General features: G+C 42.5%; 19 protein-coding genes. 14 read left to right on the plus strand and 5 right to left on the minus strand.

The genetic code is table 11. The annotated features are described in order from the left end of the window. Positions 1 to 120: 120 nt before the first annotated feature. The 4 genes from QZZ35_RS04035 to QZZ35_RS04050 form a co-directional block, all read right to left on the minus strand. Positions 121 to 744, minus strand: a complete 624-nt coding sequence (locus QZZ35_RS04035) for a manganese catalase family protein (protein WP_291234901.1) — start codon at positions 742 to 744, stop codon at positions 121 to 123. After that, positions 708 to 1,019, minus strand: a complete 312-nt coding sequence (locus QZZ35_RS04040) for a spore coat protein CotJB (RefSeq protein ID WP_291234902.1) — start codon at positions 1,017 to 1,019, stop codon at positions 708 to 710. The genes QZZ35_RS04035 and QZZ35_RS04040 overlap by 37 nt, the downstream gene beginning before the upstream one ends. Then, the gene (locus tag QZZ35_RS04045) at positions 1,016 to 1,240 is read right to left on the minus strand and encodes a spore coat associated protein CotJA (protein ID WP_291234903.1); all 225 of its coding nucleotides are present in this window, start codon (positions 1,238 to 1,240) and stop codon (positions 1,016 to 1,018) included. Before QZZ35_RS04045 ends, QZZ35_RS04040 begins: the two co-directional genes overlap by 4 nt. A gap of 70 nt (positions 1,241 to 1,310) precedes the next feature. Beyond that, positions 1,311 to 2,195, minus strand: coding sequence for a diacylglycerol/lipid kinase family protein (locus QZZ35_RS04050; RefSeq protein ID WP_291236270.1), 885 nt, complete (start codon positions 2,193 to 2,195; stop codon positions 1,311 to 1,313). A gap of 173 nt (positions 2,196 to 2,368) precedes the next feature. On the opposite strand from QZZ35_RS04050, the gene QZZ35_RS04055 reads away from it, so the two are divergent. After that, the gene (locus QZZ35_RS04055) at positions 2,369 to 3,688 is read left to right on the plus strand and encodes an aspartate kinase (protein ID WP_291234905.1); all 1,320 of its coding nucleotides are present in this window, start codon (positions 2,369 to 2,371) and stop codon (positions 3,686 to 3,688) included. A 92-nt stretch (positions 3,689 to 3,780) separates the two neighbouring features. Here QZZ35_RS04055 and QZZ35_RS04060 read toward each other — a convergent pair whose 3' ends face one another. Next, the gene (locus QZZ35_RS04060) at positions 3,781 to 4,029 is read right to left on the minus strand and encodes a hypothetical protein (RefSeq protein WP_291236271.1); all 249 of its coding nucleotides are present in this window, start codon (positions 4,027 to 4,029) and stop codon (positions 3,781 to 3,783) included. A 447-nt stretch (positions 4,030 to 4,476) separates the two neighbouring features. Here QZZ35_RS04060 and QZZ35_RS04065 point away from each other — a divergent pair, with 447 nt between their 5' ends. The 13 genes from QZZ35_RS04065 to QZZ35_RS04125 all read left to right on the plus strand — a co-directional run bounded on the left by QZZ35_RS04065 (position 4,477) and on the right by QZZ35_RS04125 (position 17,685). Next, a complete protein-coding gene (locus QZZ35_RS04065; protein ID WP_291236272.1) occupies positions 4,477 to 5,028 on the plus strand; it encodes a LutC/YkgG family protein in 552 nt (183 codons plus the stop codon). Between the two features lie 20 nt (positions 5,029 to 5,048). After that, positions 5,049 to 7,208 (plus strand): L-lactate dehydrogenase (quinone) large subunit LdhH, encoded by a 2,160-nt coding sequence (ldhH, locus tag QZZ35_RS04070; RefSeq protein WP_291236273.1) that lies wholly within the window; start codon positions 5,049 to 5,051, stop codon positions 7,206 to 7,208. A 56-nt stretch (positions 7,209 to 7,264) separates the two neighbouring features. Next, complete coding sequence (locus QZZ35_RS04075; RefSeq protein ID WP_291236274.1) at positions 7,265 to 8,257, plus strand: polyprenyl synthetase family protein; 993 nt, start codon at positions 7,265 to 7,267, stop codon at positions 8,255 to 8,257. Further along, positions 8,244 to 9,185: a prenyltransferase gene (locus tag QZZ35_RS04080; RefSeq protein WP_291236275.1), complete on the plus strand. Its 942-nt coding sequence runs from the start codon at positions 8,244 to 8,246 to the stop codon at positions 9,183 to 9,185. Before QZZ35_RS04075 ends, QZZ35_RS04080 begins: the two co-directional genes overlap by 14 nt. Further along, the gene (locus tag QZZ35_RS04085; protein WP_291236276.1) at positions 9,178 to 9,876 is read left to right on the plus strand and encodes a ubiquinone/menaquinone biosynthesis methyltransferase; all 699 of its coding nucleotides are present in this window, start codon (positions 9,178 to 9,180) and stop codon (positions 9,874 to 9,876) included. The genes QZZ35_RS04080 and QZZ35_RS04085 overlap by 8 nt, the downstream gene beginning before the upstream one ends. Before the next feature lie 48 nt (positions 9,877 to 9,924). Next, the gene (locus QZZ35_RS04090; RefSeq protein ID WP_291236277.1) at positions 9,925 to 11,226 is read left to right on the plus strand and encodes an FAD-dependent oxidoreductase; all 1,302 of its coding nucleotides are present in this window, start codon (positions 9,925 to 9,927) and stop codon (positions 11,224 to 11,226) included. Position 11,227: 1 nt separating this feature from the next. Continuing rightward, positions 11,228 to 11,512 carry a ferredoxin family protein gene (locus QZZ35_RS04095; RefSeq protein ID WP_291234092.1) on the plus strand — a complete coding sequence of 95 codons (285 nt, stop codon included), beginning with the start codon at positions 11,228 to 11,230 and terminating at the stop codon, positions 11,510 to 11,512. A gap of 109 nt (positions 11,513 to 11,621) precedes the next feature. Next, on the plus strand, positions 11,622 to 12,830 hold the full coding sequence (locus QZZ35_RS04100; RefSeq protein ID WP_291236278.1) for an ArsA family ATPase: 1,209 nt from the start codon (positions 11,622 to 11,624) through the stop codon (positions 12,828 to 12,830). Further along, entirely contained in the window at positions 12,827 to 13,993 is a 1,167-nt protein-coding gene (locus QZZ35_RS04105; RefSeq protein ID WP_291236279.1) for an ArsA family ATPase, read from the plus strand. The genes QZZ35_RS04100 and QZZ35_RS04105 overlap by 4 nt, the downstream gene beginning before the upstream one ends. 18 nt (positions 13,994 to 14,011) lie before the next feature. After that, a complete protein-coding gene (locus tag QZZ35_RS04110; protein WP_291236280.1) occupies positions 14,012 to 15,214 on the plus strand; it encodes a class I SAM-dependent methyltransferase in 1,203 nt (400 codons plus the stop codon). A 130-nt stretch (positions 15,215 to 15,344) separates the two neighbouring features. Then, positions 15,345 to 16,196: an amino acid ABC transporter substrate-binding protein gene (locus QZZ35_RS04115; RefSeq protein WP_291234088.1), complete on the plus strand. Its 852-nt coding sequence runs from the start codon at positions 15,345 to 15,347 to the stop codon at positions 16,194 to 16,196. A 71-nt stretch (positions 16,197 to 16,267) separates the two neighbouring features. After that, positions 16,268 to 16,918 (plus strand): amino acid ABC transporter permease, encoded by a 651-nt coding sequence (locus QZZ35_RS04120; protein ID WP_291236281.1) that lies wholly within the window; start codon positions 16,268 to 16,270, stop codon positions 16,916 to 16,918. An 11-nt stretch (positions 16,919 to 16,929) separates the two neighbouring features. After that, positions 16,930 to 17,685: an amino acid ABC transporter ATP-binding protein gene (locus QZZ35_RS04125; RefSeq protein WP_291236282.1), complete on the plus strand. Its 756-nt coding sequence runs from the start codon at positions 16,930 to 16,932 to the stop codon at positions 17,683 to 17,685. The last annotated feature ends 219 nt before the right edge of the window (positions 17,686 to 17,904 follow it).

Here is a 17,904-nt window from a genome sequence, read left to right on the forward strand (position 1 = left end):
ATTAAAACGCGGCAGACAGATACTTGTATCGGTCCGCTCTCATAAAAGACTTTTACGGAGCCGTTTCTCCATAACCTGATGAAGGATGGAGAAACGGTTTTTTGCTGTTCGGTCAGAACATTACTTAGCGCAAGGAGGGCATACAGTCGGGGCGTCAAAGGAAGGGTTAAATGCGTAGAAGTTTTTGGAATCCAGATCTTCCTGAAGATGTCTTAAAGTTTCTCCGAAACGCTGGAAATGGACAATCTCCCTTGCTCTCAGGAAGCGGATTGGATCCGCAACTTCCGGATCTTTAACAAGGCGCAGGATATTATCATAGGTGGATCGTGCTTTTTGTTCCGCAGCCATGTCTTCAAAAAGATCTGTGATCGGGTCCCCCTTTGACTGGAATTCACAGGCATTGAACGGGATACCTCCCGCAGCTTGCGGCCATATGCCGATCGTGTGGTCCACGTAATATTTGTCAAACCCATATTTTTGCAGTTCTTCCATAGACAGATTACGCGTCAACTGAGTAACTATGGTTGCTACGATCTCGAGATGTGCAAGTTCTTCGGTTCCTATATCTGTCAGCATTCCCATAGCCTGACGGTTCGGCATGGCATAACGCTGGGAAAGATACCGCATTGAGGCGCCCATTTCACCGTCAGGTCCTCCGTACTGACTCATGATGACCTGAGCGATCTGGGCATTCGGAGTTTTAATGTTTACCGGATACTGCAGTCTTTTTTCATAGTTCCACATGAACAAGTTCCTCCTTCCCAAGGCCATTTTTGATAAATCCATTCCCAGGAATTACTGGCAGCGTCATTGGCAGTATCAATTGTCAAAGGACCGAAACGACGGGCATATTCTTTTAAAGCGGCATTGCGCAGTTCGCTGTGTTCACGAAAATAGGCAAGTGCTTCAGGATTTTTCGGGTGAGAGTCAAGAAATAAGACAATATCGTCAACGGCAAAGCTGACTTTATTGATGAGATCAAAAAGTTGAGATTGGGAAAGCTGACAGAGATTTTTCATTGAATACACCTCTTCCCGCAAAATGGTTTGTGAAGTTCCGGAAAGATAGTTCCGACTTCCAGACTTCGGTTCAGATCATAAGTGGTTTGAAATGTTTGAACAGGCACGTAAGCCATAGCGATCGGATAAGTGCAGATATTTTCACAGACGGGGGCTGTCGATGCCGGCATGGGATGCGGCATCGGATGACAGCCGGGCGTCATATTTTGTCGGTAATTCATACGAGCTCCTTTCAGGGAGATGGGTTATTTATTAGTAATGTATGAAAACCGAGAAAATTTGTGAACATAATCAGATGAGAATCTGAAGTGCGTTATGATAATTTTTTATGTGAATTTCTTTGCTTCCCGGAGCGTACTCGCCGTCGAGAGTCCATGGAATCTCTGTCTCAGGATATATAAAAAGTTCATCGGCCTGGAAAAAATGAATGACTTCCGGGTCATAGACCTGCGTGTTGATCGATACAACGATTTTCGTAAGATCCAATAAAGTTTTTGGTGATTTAATCAGCATGACTTCGAATAAACCATCATTGAAGTCTACAAGTTCTTTGTCTAATCGAATCATACCTCCAATGGACGTTGAATTACAGACAGCTCCCCAGATGTAGTTATCTTCAAGTGTAATATCGTCATGGACGATTTTCATTCTGCACGGTTCAATCGTGGAAAGGTCTTTTACGCCTTCAAGGATGTAAGCAAGATGGCCCAGCCGGTTTTTCAGAGACTGGGGTGTATTATAAGAAGCCTCGGTGAAGGCTCCGAAAGAAGCTACGTATGAAAAGAAAAGGTCATTAAAACCGCCAATGTCCAGATTTTTCGGAAATCCTGCCATAATCTGGCGCGCAATGTCGATTGAAGATCCGGTCAGGCCGATACTGCGTGCAAAATCGTTCGTACTTCCGGATGGAATATAACCGATGGAAGGATGCTCCGGAAGGGTGACAAGTGATGAAACCATACTGTTGAAGGTTCCGTCCCCGCCGCAGCAGATGATGAGATCATATTTTTTGTCCTGGTTCAGAGCTTCTGTGATGGCATCTGAGATATATTTAGTTACGTTCAGTGTCAGATCATAACCGCCGTCACAAAAAATCTGGCAGATTTCAAGCAGGCTGTCTTTAATTTTGAGTGTGCCTGAGCTTGGATTAACAACAAAAAGTAAACGTTTTTTCAAATCAAATACCTCCTGTGGAAAATAATTGCGTCATTTTTTAATAGACAGCATAGAGTTATTATATAACATTTTTTTTGGAATGACCACTGCAAGTTTTGTAATAAAACGTTGACAAATAGGGATTCTGTTATATAATTTTAAAAACAGAAGTATTTTATTTGGAGGCTATTCAGATGAAGAAGGTTGTAAAGTTCGGCGGCAGCTCATTGGCCAGTGCTGAGCAATTTAAAAAAGTAGGTAATATTATAATGAGTGACCCGGATAGGAAGTATGTTATCCCTTCTGCGCCGGGCAAACGTTTTACGAAGGATACAAAGGTAACAGACCTGTTATATCGTTGTTATGAGGCAGCGGTTTCAGGCGAAGATTTCAGTGAGACTCTTAATCAGATCAAAGAAAGATACAATGAAATTATTCAGGGTCTGGGACTGGATTTATCACTGGACGATGAGTTTTCTGTGATTGAAACTTCTTTTAAGAATAAAGAAGGAAAAGATTATGCGGCCTCCAGAGGCGAATATTTGAATGGTATCATTATGGCAAAATATCTGGATTATGAATTTGTTGATCCGGTGAATTATATTTTCTTTTCAGAGAATGGCCGTTTGAATCAGGAAAAAACTTATAAGAATCTTGGAAAGAAACTGGCAAAAACAGAACGTGCAGTTATTCCGGGATTTTATGGCTGCGGTGTAGACGGTAAAGTTCAGACTTTCTCCAGAGGAGGTTCTGATGTGACAGGATCTATCGTTGCAAAGGCAGTTATTGCAGATATTTATGAGAACTGGACAGATGTATCCGGTGTTCTTGTTGCAGATCCAAGAATTATCGAGAATCCAAAACCAATTGACACAGTAACTTATAAAGAACTTCGTGAGCTTTCTTATATGGGAGCAAGTGTTCTTCATGAGGATGCCATTTTCCCTGTCCGTACAGAAGGTATTCCGATCAATATCCGTAATACGAACAGACCGGAAGATAAAGGTACATTTATTGTAGAAAGTACATGTGTAAAACCAGAATATACGATTACCGGTATTGCAGGTAAAAAGGGCTTCGTATCCATTACCATTGAAAAAGACATGATGAATTCACAGGTCGGATTTGGTAGAAAAGTACTTGAAGCCTTTGAAAAGGAAGGCGTTTCCTTTGAACATATGCCGTCCGGCATTGATACTCTGACTGTTTTTGTTCATCAGGATGAGTTTCAGCAGAAAGAGCAGGCAGTGCTTGCAAATCTGCATCGTTCCGTTCATCCGGATGCAATTGAGATGGAAGGGGATTTATCACTTGTCGCTGTTGTCGGACGTGGTATGAAAGCGACACGCGGTACAGCAGGCCGAATTTTTTCAGCTCTTGCACATGCCAATGTGAATGTTAAGATGATCGATCAGGGATCCAGTGAGCTGAACATTATTATTGGTGTTCAGGATAAAGATTTTGAAACTGCCATCAAGGCAATTTATGATATTTTTGTTACAATTCGTCTTTAAGAACAAAGTGTGCTTCGCACACTATCGCGTTTAAAAAACATCTTTGCAGAAGTTAATGTATGACATTGAAAAGTTTCTGCAAAGATGTTTTTTTATTTTGTCAGGAAATAGTCCTGAGCAGTGCCAAGAGGTTTGCCCTCAGCGGTCAATACAACAAAATGATCCCATTCAGCCACCATGTCTTTCATCTCTCCGGCGGATGGATCTGTTACTTTCCAGCAGACAAGAAGCACTTCCTTGTCTGGATTTACGGCTTTACTCCATATCATGATGAGATTTTTATCTGAATCATCGAGGCACATATCGCCTTCTAACTTTATTCCGATTTTTTGTATTTCCATAGTCTTTGCCTCCCTGTATTTGATGTATAAAATCTGGCTTGTATACGTATTTAATGATAGCAGAACAGGTGTCTCAAATCAACATAAAAAGGCTTTTTTTACAGGTCAGAGCGTATATGATATTTTTTTGAATAATGGGATTCATTGGAGTCAAAAAACGATATGTGGTTAACTGAAAATTTTTTGGGCAGGATCTGATAAAAATAATCTCACGGTGATAATTATTAAAAACACTTTATTCTAAAGGGGTTTAAGTCGATAAGGCAATTTCTTAAAATTAGACATGATTTTGAGGAAAATGGTATCAAATAATTCAAATAAATTCAAAAATACAAAAAAAATACATACAAGAGGGGCGTTTGGAGTTGACTAACGAGGTGTTTTTTAATATACTGAAATAAATGAAACGATGTGATGCAATTAATTCGTCGGAAAGGAGTATAATAAATGGGTAAAATCACGGATGAGTTGTATGAAAGATTCAAAAAGAATCTTGAAAGTGTGAATGGAACATGCGTGCGTGCTTCAAAAAGTGATCTGGGCAAAGCTGTTGCCGAAATTTTAAAAGAAGCCGGTATTCCGGACACTTGTATTGTTGAGACTCCGCTTATGAAAGAAGGAGGAGTTATCGCTGCTCTTGAAGAAGCAGGAATCAAAGTGTATACAGACCATATCCGTCTCAATGCAGAGACAGTTAAAGGTGGTATTTCTGAGGTACAGTATGGTATTGCTGATCTCGGTACTATGGTTCAGGGAAGAGACGTCATTGATGAGAGAATTGTATCCACAATGTCTGAGTATTATATCGGTATTGTGAAAGGTTCTACGATCGTACCGGAGTATGATGATATGTTTGATGTCATCGCTGCACTCCCTGAGATGCCAAATTTTGTTGGCTTTGTTACCGGTCCTAGCCGTACAGCCGACATTGAGTGTGTCAGCACGGTTGGTGTTCATGGACCACTCAGATTGTCCGCAGTAGTTGTAGACGATGAATGATAATGGAAGGAGGGAATATAATGTCAAGTGAAGCATTAAAACAGGAAATTCGTGATGCATTGGACAACACCACTCTTGCCAGAACACTCGGTACATTCTGTAAGACATATCCGGCCAGAAGAGAAAAAGCATATGAAGGTGTGGACTTTGAGGCAACACGAAATAAGATTAGTGAAGTTAAACGTTACGCAGCAGATCATATCGATGAGATGATCGAAGAGTTTACTAAAAATTGTGAAGCAAGAGGCGGACATGTTATTCATGCCAGAAGTAAAGAAGAGGCTATGGAAAAGATTCGTGTTCTTGTAAAAGAAAAAGGTGTTAAGACCATTGTTAAATCAAAGTCTATGGCTTCTGAAGAACTCCATTTCAACACAACGCTTGCGGAAGATGGGGTACTCGTTCAGGAAACAGACCTTGGTGAATTTATTATAGCTCTGGAAGGCAACACACCTGTACATATGGTTATGCCTGCACTTCATCTGAACAAAGAAGAGGTTGCAGATCTGTTTACAGATTATACAAAAGTTAAGAATGAGCCGATCATTGCAGAGGAAGTTAAGACAGCACGTAAAGTTATGAGAGAAAAATTCATTACGGCAGATATGGCTGTTTCCGGTGCAAACGTAGCAGTAGCTGAGACCGGAACCGTATTTACGATGTCGAATGAGGGTAACGGCCGTATGGTTGGTACACTTCCGAAGATCCATCTGTATATTTTCGGTATTGAGAAATTTGTTAAATCAATTTCAGATGCCCGCTGGATTTTTAAAGCGCTTCCACGTAATGGTACAGCTCAGAGAATTGCAGCTTATGTTTCCATGTATACAGGCGCATGTGATGTTGTCACAGATAAAGAAAACGACACAAAAGAAAAGAAAGAATTTTATGCAGTTATCATTGATGATCCGGGACGTCGTGCAATTCTTGAAGAGCCTGAGTTCAGACCGCTTTTTGAATGTATCCGATGCGGTGCCTGCCTTGATGTCTGTCCGGCATTCGCATTAGTTGGCGGACATGTATACGGCTCCAAGGTTTATACCGGCGGTGTTGGTGTTATGCTTACACATTTCCTTGTCAATGAAGGACGAGCAAGTGAAATTCAGAATCTCTGTCTCCAGTGCGGAAGATGTAAGGAAGTTTGTGGCGGCGGTCTTCCGATTTCAGATATGATCATGAAGATTCGTGAGAAGAGTGTAAAAGAGAATCCGAATGCGATCAAGAAATTTGCTCTTGACGCAGTTTCCGATCGTAAGCTCTTCCATTCGATGCTCCGTATTGCTTCCGTTGCTCAGGCGCCATTTACAAAGGGACAGCCGATGATCCGTCATCTGCCGATGTTCCTTTCCGGACTTACAGAAGGAAGAAGCTTCCCGAACATTGCACAGGTACCGCTTCGTGACGTATTCCCGACGATCGAACAGAATGTTCCGGATCCGAAAGGAAAGATTGCATTGTTCGCAGGTTGTCTGCTTGATTTCGTATATACAGACCTTGCACGTGATGTGGTTATGGACCTGAACTCCATTGGTTATCTTGTTGAGATGCCATTGGGCCAGGCATGCTGCGGATGTCCTGCATCTACAATGGGTGATGTAGATAATGCGCGTAAAGAGGCAGAAATCAATATTGAAGGTATGGAAGCAGAAAAATACGATTATGTCGTATCCGCATGTCCATCCTGTACACATCAGCTTCATCAGTATCAGACCTTCTTTGAGGAAGGAACAGAGATGCATAAGAGAGCTGTTGAACTTGGAAACAAGACCTTTGACTTCTGTAAGCTCTTCTATGATCTTGGCGGATGTGAAGAATCCGGTGACGGAAAACCTGTTAAAGTTACATACCATGACAGCTGCCATCTGTGCAGAAGCCTTCGTGTAACACAGGAACAGCGTGAACTCCTTAAGAACACCAAGGGTGTTGAATTTGTTGAGATGGAAGATCATGATAACTGTTGTGGATTCGGCGGTACATACAGTGTTCTGTATCCGGATATCGCAGCTCCGATCCTCCAGCAGAAGATTGATAACATCCAGGCAACAGGAGCAGACGTTGTAGCTGTTGACTGTCCGGGATGTATGATGCAGATTCGAGGCGGCCTTGATGCACGTGGAATCGATAACGTTAAGGTTAAACATACAGCAGAAATTATCGCTGAGAAGAGAGGACTTATCTGATCTCAGACGCATTGCTTTATAAAATTTACAGAATAAAATGAACTGGAGATAAAATAATGACAGAGCGGAATAATGCCTGTACTATGATGGAAGAGTCAGCGGTGGAACGGGTAAGATATTATATGCATAAAATTGCTGAGAACTCATTTGCCGGCACCGGAACAGGCGCCGTACTGGATGATGTGCTCGGTTCATTCGGGAAAATGATTCGCCCCAGACTTTTGCTGCTGTGCAGTGCCTTCGGCCCCCATTCAACGGAGAAATACGAAAGGCTCTGCATGCTGGCAGCAATGGTGGAACTTACGCATCTGGCGTCGCTGATTCATGATGATATTATTGATGAGGCACCATACAGACGTGGAAAACCTTCAATTCAAGGTAAATACGGAAAAGATGCTGCAGTGTATGCAGGGGATTTTCTTATAGAACGTGTCCACTACTGGCAGGTGAAAGAGCAACTTATTGATGCAGCAATGATTCTTTCAAAAACAGTTGAAGATATGTGTATTGGAGAGATCGGACAGGCCGTATGCAGATATGATGTGCATGTGACTGCGGATGACTATCTGAAGAATATAAAAGGAAAGACGGCCGCTCTCTTCAGTACGGCGTGTAAACTTGGAGCTATGGAAGCCGGATGCGGCAGCGATGTCGCAGAGAAGCTTAAATGTTTCGGTGAATATCTGGGCATTATGTTCCAGTTCCGAGATGATCTTCTCGATTTTACATCAAGTGAGGTGGCAGAGGGTAAGGAGACACACAAAGATTTCCATGATGGCATCTATACACTTCCGGTTCTTATGGCTCTTGAGACACCGGAAGGCAGAGAGGCCCTTCTGCCAATCATGAAAGAAAATGCAAAACGAAATCTGAGTTCTGAAGAGATCGGACAGATGGAGAAGGAAGTTATCCGATGCGGTGGTGTAAAGCGTACGGTGGAAGAAATTCACAGATATGCCGCACTTGCCGGTGAGATACTGGATTCTCTGGAAGATATCCCTGAGGCTCGGAAAATCAGAAGGATGTTAGATAAACTTGAGTCAATGTGAGAACTACAAACCGCTGACACCGAAACTTGCGCTTGATCTGGCAGCGCCTCGAACATGGGTTGCTTCGGTATTTCCCGCACTGTTCGGCAATTTTTACTGCTGGCAGCAGGGAATGGGACTCACATGGATAAGAGGTATTATGCTCCTCGCAGCCTGTATATTGCTGCAAAGTGCAGTGAACACCTTTAATGATTATTTTGATTTTATAAAGGGCACAGACAGTGAAGGTGACCATGTAGAAATAAGCGATGCGGTTCTGATTTATGGGAATATAAATCCGAAAAGCGCCCTTATTCTTGGTATCGTGTATATGGCGGCCGGAGCGGCTTTGGGGCTTATCTCCTGTATGGGAAACGGGATGATTCCGGTGCTTATCGGCATTATCGGCGGTGTCGTCATCCTTCTCTATTCGGGAGGTCCGGTTCCGGTGTCCTATCTTCCGATCGGTGAACTTGTATCGGGTTTTGTGATGGGCGGCCTTATTCCTTTAGGAATTGCAGGCTGTGCTGACGGAAAACTGCATTGGCAGATTCTTCTGTATTCCCTTCCGTTGATTGTGGGGATTGCCTTGATTATGATGAGCAATAACGGCAGCGACATTGAGAAGGACATGAGAGCCGGAAGACGAACGTTGCCGACATGTATCGGAAGGAAGAAGACAGTTCGATTATATCGATATTTTATCATATCATGGGTGACGCTGGCGGCAGTAATGCCTCTGACGCTGCTTGGATTTACAGGCTTCATAAGTACAATATTTGTAGTTATTTTTGGAAGAAAAGTGATTAAGAAACAATTGTCATGCAGGCTTGAACCGCAAGGTCGTATTGCCACGATGCAGGGGATCGTTCTTATGAATATTGTATTGAATGGTGCATATGCAGCTTCTTTTGCTGCAGGATTTGTTCAGGAGGTTTTTCATGGCTGATCATTCTAAGGAACAACATGTCTATGACGTGTTTCAGAGTATTTCGGATGGTTATGACCATGCGAACAACCGAATAAGTCTTGGCCTGCAGAAGGGCTGGAAGAAAATGCTTACAGACAAGCTTATTGCAAATACTCCAAGAGGGACCAACATACTGGATGTATGCTGCGGGACCGGGGACATTGCACTTAAGATTGCAGATGCAAGGCATGATCTTAAGGTGACAGGTATTGACTTTTCACCAGCCATGCTTGAGGTGGCAGAAAATAAAAAAAAGGGCAGACAAAATGTGCGTTTTCGACAGGGAAATGCGATGAAGCTTCCGTACCGGGATAATAGCTTCTCCGCAGCATGTATTTCTTTTGGACTTCGAAATACGGCGGATTATAAGCAGGTTCTGTGCGAGATGCGAAGAGTTGTCAAAGCCGATGGATATATATATTGTTTAGATTCATTTGTTCCCGACAACGTACTCATACAACCCTTTTATAAACTGTATTTTCGCTGTATTATGCCTATGCTTGGCGGAGGCAGAAAATATCATCAGGAATACATATGGCTGTATGAGTCGACACAGCAGTTCCTTCACCGAAAGGAACTGGAAAGATTATACCGCAGTATCGGTCTGAAGGCGGTAGGTCACAAGAGCAGAATGTGCGGTGCATGTGTTCTTGTGTGGGGACAGAAATAAAATTTGTAATTATTGACCTTTGATTTTTATACAATAAGGAGGATACAAATGAGCGAGAGAGAATTTGACGCCGACGTCATAATCGTGGGTGGTGGACTTGCCGGATGTTCTGCAGCTATTGTTCTTGCGAATGCAGGTCTCTCTGTTATCGTTATTGAACGCGGAGATTATTGCGGCGCTAAGAATATGACGGGCGGACGTCTCTATGGTCATAGTCTTGAAAAAATTATTCCAAATTTCAAAGAAGAAGCTCCTATTGAGAGAGTTATCAAACATGAGAAAGTTTCTCTTATGACGGAGGACGGCTCACTCGATATCGGATATGGTTCTGCAAAATTAAGTTCAGAACCGGGCAATGCATCTTACACTGTACTTCGAGCAAAATTCGATCAGTGGCTTGCTGAGAAAGCAGAAGAGGCCGGTGCGGAAATTATTACCGGTATTCTTGTAGATAATCTTCTTGTTGAAGATGGCAAAGTTGTAGGTATCGAATCCGACGGCGAAGAGATGTATGCAGAAGCAGTTATCCTGGCTGATGGTGTTAACTCATTATTGGCACAGCAGATTGGTATGAAGAAAGAACTTGAACCTTCTCAGGTGGCTGTAGGTGCTAAAGAGACAATTAAACTCAGTGAAGAGATTATTAATGAACGTTTTGGACTTAAAGCCGGTGAAGGTACAGCATGGCTTTCCGCAGGCGATCCTACGGTTGGCGGCTTTGGCGGTGGATTTATCTACACAAACAAGGATACGGTATCCGTTGGTATTGTTGCCACATTGAGTGATATCGGTCATTCAGATATATCCGTTCCTCAGATGCTTGACAGATTTAAGGAACATCCATCGGTTGCTCCATTTATTGAAGGCGGAGAAACGATCGAGTATTCCGGACATCTTGTACCTGAAGAAGGTCTTCATATGATTCCGGAACTTTACAGAGACGGTGTGCTCGTTACCGGTGATGCAGCAGGTATGTGTATTAACCTCGGTTTTACAGTAAGAGGTATGGATTTTGCAATCGAATCCGGTCGTCTTGCTGCTGAGACATTGATTAAAGCACATGCGATGGGCGATTTCAGTGCAGCTGCACTTTCTGAATATGAGAACTTACTTAAGAACAGCTTTATTATGGCAGATATGGAAGCTTGCAAGGGATTCCCAACATTGCTTACATGCAGAGCAATCTTCGAAGATCTTCCAATGATGGCAGATGACATCGCAGCTAAGCTGTTTACAGTGGACGGTCAGCCGAGCAGCGGACTTATTATGTACATTATTGAGTCTATTGCTAAGAAGACCAGTGCCAGGGAGCTTGTTGACATGATCACAAATATACTGGAGGCGTTCTAATATGAAGAAATTGAGTGTTGAAGCAAAGTTAGGTCTTGACGTATTCCATACAGATGAAGAAAACTCTCATATCGATGTAGACCTTGAGTATAAGGATGAAGAGGAGATCAGAAAACTTGTTCTGGCCTGCCCGGCAGAGTGCTATAAATACATTGATGGAAAGTTCAGTTTCTCATGGCTGGGATGCCTTGAGTGCGGAACCTGCAGAGTTCTTTCTCACGACAAGATCGTTAAGGGTTGGAAACATCCGCATGGTGAAATTGGCGTATCATTCCGACAGGGTTGATGATATTTCGCCTGATGAATAAAAGATAAGATATGATGAGTCACATCAGAGCGAGGCTTTGGTGTGACTCATTTGCTATGAGTTACATGAACATAATGGAGGAATGTAAATGGGCAGAATTATTATTTTTACCGGCAAAGGCGGTGTGGGAAAGACCAGTGTTGCGGCTGCTCATGCGATAGCTTCAGCCAATGAAGGTAAGAACACATTGCTTGTCAGTGCGGATATGGCTCACAATCTCGGAGATATTTTTCAGACTGAAGTTGGCGGACATACAAAAAAAGTAAGAGATCATCTGTCTTTGCTGGAGCTTGATCCGGATATGTTAATGAAGGAAGAGTTTCCGAATGTCAACAAAGCGATTGGGGCGTTGATGGGCAGTTCGGGATTTTCGGCCGGAAGTGTGGGAGATAATTTTATTATTCCCGGATTCGAAAATCTGTTTTCTCTGCTGAAAATCCGGGATATCTATGAGAGTGGTGAATACGACAGAATAATTGTGGACTGTGCACCAACAGGTGAAACCCTCTCTCTGCTCAAACTTCCGGAACTCCTTACCTGGTATATGGAAAAATTTTTCCCGGTGGGAAAAGTAATGGTTCGGGTGCTGGCACCGGTTTCGAAAGTCAAATATAAAGTAACACTGCCAACCCATAAGGCAATGAACGAGATTGAAGAGATGCACGGGCAGATGGTTTTATTACAGGAACTTTTAAAAGATCCGGAAATATGCAGTGTCCGTCTCGTGTGTGTGCCTGAAAAGATGGTTGTCGAGGAAACAAAGCGGAATTTTATGTATTTGAATTTATATGATTATCAGGTAGACAGGGTCTTTATTAATCGTATTCTGCCGGATGAAACAGGCAGTGATTTTATGAACCGATGGAGAGATATACAGAAGAAGTATATTGGGGAGATCGAAAAGGTATTCACGGAAGTGCCGGTGACAAAAATACCCTGGTACTCTGAAGAAGTTCGAGGTAAAGAAGCGATAGAACGTCTTGCTGACGATGTATTAAAGATACCGGATCTTTTTGAGATAGGTGTACAGAATGAAAAAGAAACCTATGAGGTCATTGATGGCGGATATTGTCTCACGGTAAAACTTCCGGGAGCCGATTCGGATAAAGTCAGTGTCGTTGTGCACGATATGGATATCGACATAAAAGTAAACAATTACAACCGGTGTATTCCACTGCCAAATACTCTGAGAGGTGCTCAGGTGACAGATGTCCGTTTTGCGGAGAATAAACTTCAGATTTCTCTGAAGACAAAAGATGTATCAGAGGATGCCGGAAAGGATGTGAAGCAGTCATGAGAATTCTTATCTATACAGGTAAGGGCGGTGTGGGCAAGACCAGTATTGCAGCTGCTACCGCTGTAAATCTTGCATTTTCCGGCAAAAAAGTGCTTGTTATGAGTACGGATCAGGCCCACAGTCTGGGCGATTCGCTGGATATGAAGCTGGGGTTTGAACCGACAAAGGTTTTTGAAGGACTGGAAGCATTGGAAATCGATCCGGTTGCTGAAAGTACAAAGGCCTGGGGGAATCTGAGAGACTATCTTAAACAGATTATTTCGGGAAAAGCCAATGGCGGAATAGAGACAGATGAGGTGCTTCTGTTCCCGGGGCTGGATGAGCTGTTTTCCCTTCTGAAGATTCTTGATGCTTATGACAGCGGTGCATATGATGTGATTATTATTGACTGTGCACCGACCGGAGAGACATTGTCATTGCTCAGATATCCGGAGAGATTGAGTGTTCTGGCGGATAAACTGCTTCCGTCGGTGCGCAGTATGAACAATGCGCTGGGTGGATTGATTTCGCGAAAGACTCAGGTGCCAAAGCCAAGAGATCAGGTATTTGAAGAGTTTGATAAGCTGGTCAAACGTCTTGCCCGGCTGCAGACCATTCTTAGAAATCGCGAGCTTGCAAGTATGCGCATCGTGACAACTCCGGAGCGTATTGTAATGGATGAGGCCAGAAGAAGTTACACCTGGATCAATGAGTATGATTTTGGTGTGGATGCCATTTATGTGAATAAGATCTATCCGGAAGAAGCAATGCAGGGGTATTTCGCAGGATGGACCGATATGCAGGAGAAGAGCCTGAAACTGGCGGATGAGAGCTTTGGCGATTGTAAAGTCTTTAAACTGATGCTTCAGGATGATGAACTTCGCGGGATAGAAATGCTTAAAAGGGTCGGATGTGAACTCTATGCAAAATCGGATCCGGATACGGTTTTTTGCCGTGAACAGGCTTTTAGAATGGAAGATGAGCAGGGGACGAGAATATTTATTGTCAGGCTTCCTTATGTATCAGAAAAGGAAATCGATGTTTCAAAGGATGGAGAAGATTTGATCCTTGTTGTACGTAATCAAACAAGACGACTTCATTTGCCGGATAAAGTGCGGCGAAGAAAACTGACGGAATGGTCTTTTGATGGCGGTGAGCTTCGGATACGATTTGATTATGACTAATTTGGGAAGGTGTAAGTTATGAAGGAAAAGAAAGATATCGGACTCAGTTATCTGCGTCAATTAGAAATAGACCCTCCGAAGGAGAGCAAACTGCTTTATTTTCGGTTCAGTGCAAAATACGGTGAGACCAGAGGGCGTAGTATGCTTACGGACCTCTATCGCAAGATTCGGGAAAGTGAAGAAAATCCAAACTACCTTACCGAATTTTATGAGATGAAAAACGAGTCGCTTGATAAGGCACTGCTTTTTAACGGCGGATATCAGGGCGATAATTACAGACAGATCTGCAATTGGATCGTGGACAATCATGATGTTTTCGGAAAAGAAATTCTGGACGCGGGATGCGAGTGCGGCGTTATCAGTTGTTTTCTCGGCATGGCATTTCCGGAATCGCACATTACGGCTGTTGATCGCAGTCCTAATGCCATAAAGGCTGCGAAAGAGCTGGCAGAGCGGTTGGATGTACATAATATTACATTTATCAATGCGGATATTAAAAAGCTTCACGGGCAAAAATTTGATACGGTATTTGCTATGCGGCTTCTTCAGGAAAATTGTGATATCAATCATATTATGTCAAGCTATAATATGTTAAAAGCGGAGGCTGAAAACTTTGCTGAAAACATTCATGATTTTGCCGAGACATTGGCAGCTCTTGTTGCAGAGGACGGTTACCTTGTATCAGCAGAGCGATGTGACGTGGATCCGGTTTTCCTTGGATGGATGCAAAAACTTAACGAACTGGGACTTGCTGTTGTGCCGGAATGCTACAGGGAGATGGTTTGTGAAGAGATGGAAAATCAGGGACGTATTCAGGTCATCACAGCTAAAAAAACAGGTCCGGAGGAGATGGATGAAGTTTATAGATTTTGGTGTGCATGCCAGGTTTCTCATACGGATTTAGTGCAGGACTCCCAGTATACGGGATGGTATGCGGATATGGAGCTTCAAAATTTTGGAAAAGAACTTCTTGGCGGTTTTATTTTACATGATACTTCCGGAAATGCCCTTCTGACCTATTCTCTCTGGACTCACAGGGAATTACCGGATCTTTTGCTTTTATATCAGGCAATGAGTGATGAGCATATTCTTTCAGTTTTTGGAAATTCTTCGAAAGATGATATTCTTCGTCAGTTGGAAGATATGAAAAAGGAATATGTGGCACAGGGAACGATAGCAAAGTCACTGGCTTTTGAAAATGGTGTACTTCTTTGTCGGTAATCAGGTGAGTAAATACATCCCCTTCTTCCGCATGAAAGCAGCGTAGGCATATTGACAAAAATACGTTTTCATGTTACCATGATAAAGCGTTACTTGAATATCAAGTATTATGTAAGTGGGAGGAAGAAATATGAAAAAGAAATTAGCACTTATTTTAGCTTCAGTTATGGCTATGGGATGCATCGCAACAGGATGCGGTAATAAAGCAGCGGAGACAACAAAAGAAACATCTGCAGAATCTGCAGTTGAAACAACAGCAGCAGAGTCCGGAGATAAGATGACATTTACAGTTGGTTTTGATGCCAGCTTTCCTCCATATGGATATCAGGAGAATGGAGAGTATGTTGGATTTGACCTGGATCTTGCTCAGGAAGTATGTGACCGCAACGGATGGGAACTTGTTAAGACTCCGATTGACTGGGATGCAAAAGATATGGAACTCAATTCCGGAGCGATTGATTGTATCTGGAACGGATTTACGATCAATGGCCGTGAAGAAGATTATACATGGACAAAACCGTATGTAGATAACACACAGGTGTTTGTTGTTAAGAAAGACAGCGGCATTGCTTCCGCAGCAGATCTTGCCGGCAAGACAGTGCTTGTACAGGCGGATTCTTCTGCACTGGCAGCTTTGACGGATGAAGAGAACGAAGAAACAAAAGCATTAAAAGATTCTTTTGCAGCACTCACAGAAGTACCGGATTACGAGACAGCCTTACTTGAACTTGAACAGGGTACAGCAGATGCTGTTGCTATGGATGAAGGCGTTGCTTTGGCAAAACAGAGTAAAAATGATAACATTATTATCCTTGACGATGAAATTTCCAAAGAGCAGTATGGTATTGGATTTAAGCTTGGTAACGAAGATCTGCGGGATCAGGTTTGGGCAACATTGCTTGAAATGGAAAAAGAAGGTGTTGTCGATGAAATCGCTGCAAAATATGGCATCAACACAGACAACATCTGCATTGGCGAATAATTGAGAATTATACATCGGGGAGCGACATTACCGCTCCCCTTTTTACTATTAAACGAAAAGAGGGCCTGTCTATGACCGTTATGGATATAATAAAACAGCTTTCCAGTGGTATGGGAATCACATTAGAGATTTTCTTTGTTACGCTGGTGACATCTCTGATTTTAGGACTTGCACTTGCGTTGATTCGAATGTCAAAGATTCGGATTTTATCACTGCTCGCAAAAATTTATATTTCGATTATGCGTGGAACACCGCTTATGCTGCAGCTTCTTGTTGTATACTTTGGACCGTATTTTATTTTTGGTATTCAGATTACACGAACTTATCGTCTGACAGCTGTATTGATTGGATTTTCTTTAAACTATGCCGCTTATTTTGCCGAGATTTATCGTGCAGGTATTTCGGCCATTCCGGAAGGACAGTATGAGGCCGCCAAATTGCTTGGTTACAGTAAAGTGCAGACCTTTGTGCATATTATTATGCCGCAGGTCATAAAGCGGATTATTCCGCCGGTAGCCAATGAGACAATTACGCTGGTCAAGGATACATCCTTAGCATTTACTTTAGCGGTAGCGGAAGTGTTTACACTGACAAAGCAGCTGGTAGCAGCAGAATCTTCTATGATACCTTTTGTGGTTGCCGGTGTGTTTTATTATATTTTCAATCTGCTTGTTGCTCTGTTTTTTGATTATCTGGAAAAACGGCTCAGTTATTATCGTTAGGAGGGAAACTCATGAATTTACTTGAAATGAATCACATTAAAAAAGAATTTGGAGATCTTGAAGTTCTGAAAGACATTTCCCTGACAGTGAATGAGGGGGAGGTTTTGAGTATTATCGGGCCTTCCGGTTCAGGAAAATCTACCCTTCTCAGGTGTGCGACAATGCTTGAAACGATTGATGACGGAGAGATTATTTATCTTGGCGAGAAGGCCGCTGTGAGTAAGAATGGCAAAGCGGAATATGCGAAAGCATCAGAATTGAAGCGGATTCACGGATATTTCGGACTTGTTTTTCAGAATTTTAATCTTTTTCCTCACTATTCTGTGATTCAGAATATTACGGATGCACCTTTAAGGGTTCAGAAACGGAATAAAGATGAAGTCTTCCGGGAAGCAAAAGAATTGCTGCGGAAGATGGGACTTTCAGATAAGGCGGAGGTTTATCCGCATCAGTTATCCGGAGGTCAGCAGCAGAGAGTGTCTATAGCCAGAGCATTGGCCATGAAGCCGAAGATACTGTTTTTTGATGAGCCGACATCCGCACTTGATCCGGAGCTTACCGGAGAGATTCTCAAGATCATTAAAGATCTTGCGGCGGAAAAGATGACGATGGTCATTGTAACACATGAGATGAATTTTGCAAAAAATGTATCAGATTATGTTATTTTTATGGATAAAGGCGTGATTGCGGAAGAGGGGACACCGGAAGAAGTGTTTAATTCTGACAATCAGCGTATGAAAGAATTTTTAGGAAAATTTGCAGAATAATGATAATTTACCGGATCACCTGAATTTGAAAAATGAGGGTTAATCCGGTATTTTTATTGCAGTCATCTTGACGGAGTGTGTAAAACGAAATATTATGATGATATCAAAAGGATATCATAGGAGGAAGCTATATGAGACAGACAAGTGGAGCGATGATTGGGGGAATAGGATGATAGAAACACTTATTCAAAAAGCGATAGAACAGATGAAATTTTCGTA

Source organism: Frisingicoccus sp., from assembly GCA_016298055.1.
GTDB lineage: Bacteria > Bacillota > Clostridia > Lachnospirales > Lachnospiraceae > Frisingicoccus.

What these genes read in the sequence shown, in the direction of transcription:
- QZZ35_RS04125 (WP_291236282.1), top strand. Translation starts at nt 16,930, where the DNA reads ATGAATTTACTTGAAATGAATCACATTAAAAAAGAATTTGGAGATCTT.
- ldhH (WP_291236273.1), top strand. Translation starts at nt 5,049, where the DNA reads ATGTCAAGTGAAGCATTAAAACAGGAAATTCGTGATGCATTGGACAAC.
- QZZ35_RS04120 (WP_291236281.1), top strand. Translation starts at nt 16,268, where the DNA reads ATGACCGTTATGGATATAATAAAACAGCTTTCCAGTGGTATGGGAATC.
- QZZ35_RS04110 (WP_291236280.1), top strand. Translation starts at nt 14,012, where the DNA reads ATGAAGGAAAAGAAAGATATCGGACTCAGTTATCTGCGTCAATTAGAA.
- QZZ35_RS04095 (WP_291234092.1), top strand. Translation starts at nt 11,228, where the DNA reads ATGAAGAAATTGAGTGTTGAAGCAAAGTTAGGTCTTGACGTATTCCAT.
- QZZ35_RS04105 (WP_291236279.1), top strand. Translation starts at nt 12,827, where the DNA reads ATGAGAATTCTTATCTATACAGGTAAGGGCGGTGTGGGCAAGACCAGT.
- QZZ35_RS04100 (WP_291236278.1), top strand. Translation starts at nt 11,622, where the DNA reads ATGGGCAGAATTATTATTTTTACCGGCAAAGGCGGTGTGGGAAAGACC.
- QZZ35_RS04055 (WP_291234905.1), top strand. Translation starts at nt 2,369, where the DNA reads ATGAAGAAGGTTGTAAAGTTCGGCGGCAGCTCATTGGCCAGTGCTGAG.
- QZZ35_RS04065 (WP_291236272.1), top strand. Translation starts at nt 4,477, where the DNA reads ATGGGTAAAATCACGGATGAGTTGTATGAAAGATTCAAAAAGAATCTT.
- QZZ35_RS04040 (WP_291234902.1), bottom strand. Translation starts at nt 1,019, where the DNA reads ATGAAAAATCTCTGTCAGCTTTCCCAATCTCAACTTTTTGATCTCATC.
- QZZ35_RS04045 (WP_291234903.1), bottom strand. Translation starts at nt 1,240, where the DNA reads ATGAATTACCGACAAAATATGACGCCCGGCTGTCATCCGATGCCGCAT.
- QZZ35_RS04115 (WP_291234088.1), top strand. Translation starts at nt 15,345, where the DNA reads ATGAAAAAGAAATTAGCACTTATTTTAGCTTCAGTTATGGCTATGGGA.
- QZZ35_RS04035 (WP_291234901.1), bottom strand. Translation starts at nt 744, where the DNA reads ATGTGGAACTATGAAAAAAGACTGCAGTATCCGGTAAACATTAAAACT.
- QZZ35_RS04060 (WP_291236271.1), bottom strand. Translation starts at nt 4,029, where the DNA reads ATGGAAATACAAAAAATCGGAATAAAGTTAGAAGGCGATATGTGCCTC.
- QZZ35_RS04075 (WP_291236274.1), top strand. Translation starts at nt 7,265, where the DNA reads ATGACAGAGCGGAATAATGCCTGTACTATGATGGAAGAGTCAGCGGTG.
- QZZ35_RS04090 (WP_291236277.1), top strand. Translation starts at nt 9,925, where the DNA reads ATGAGCGAGAGAGAATTTGACGCCGACGTCATAATCGTGGGTGGTGGA.
- QZZ35_RS04085 (WP_291236276.1), top strand. Translation starts at nt 9,178, where the DNA reads ATGGCTGATCATTCTAAGGAACAACATGTCTATGACGTGTTTCAGAGT.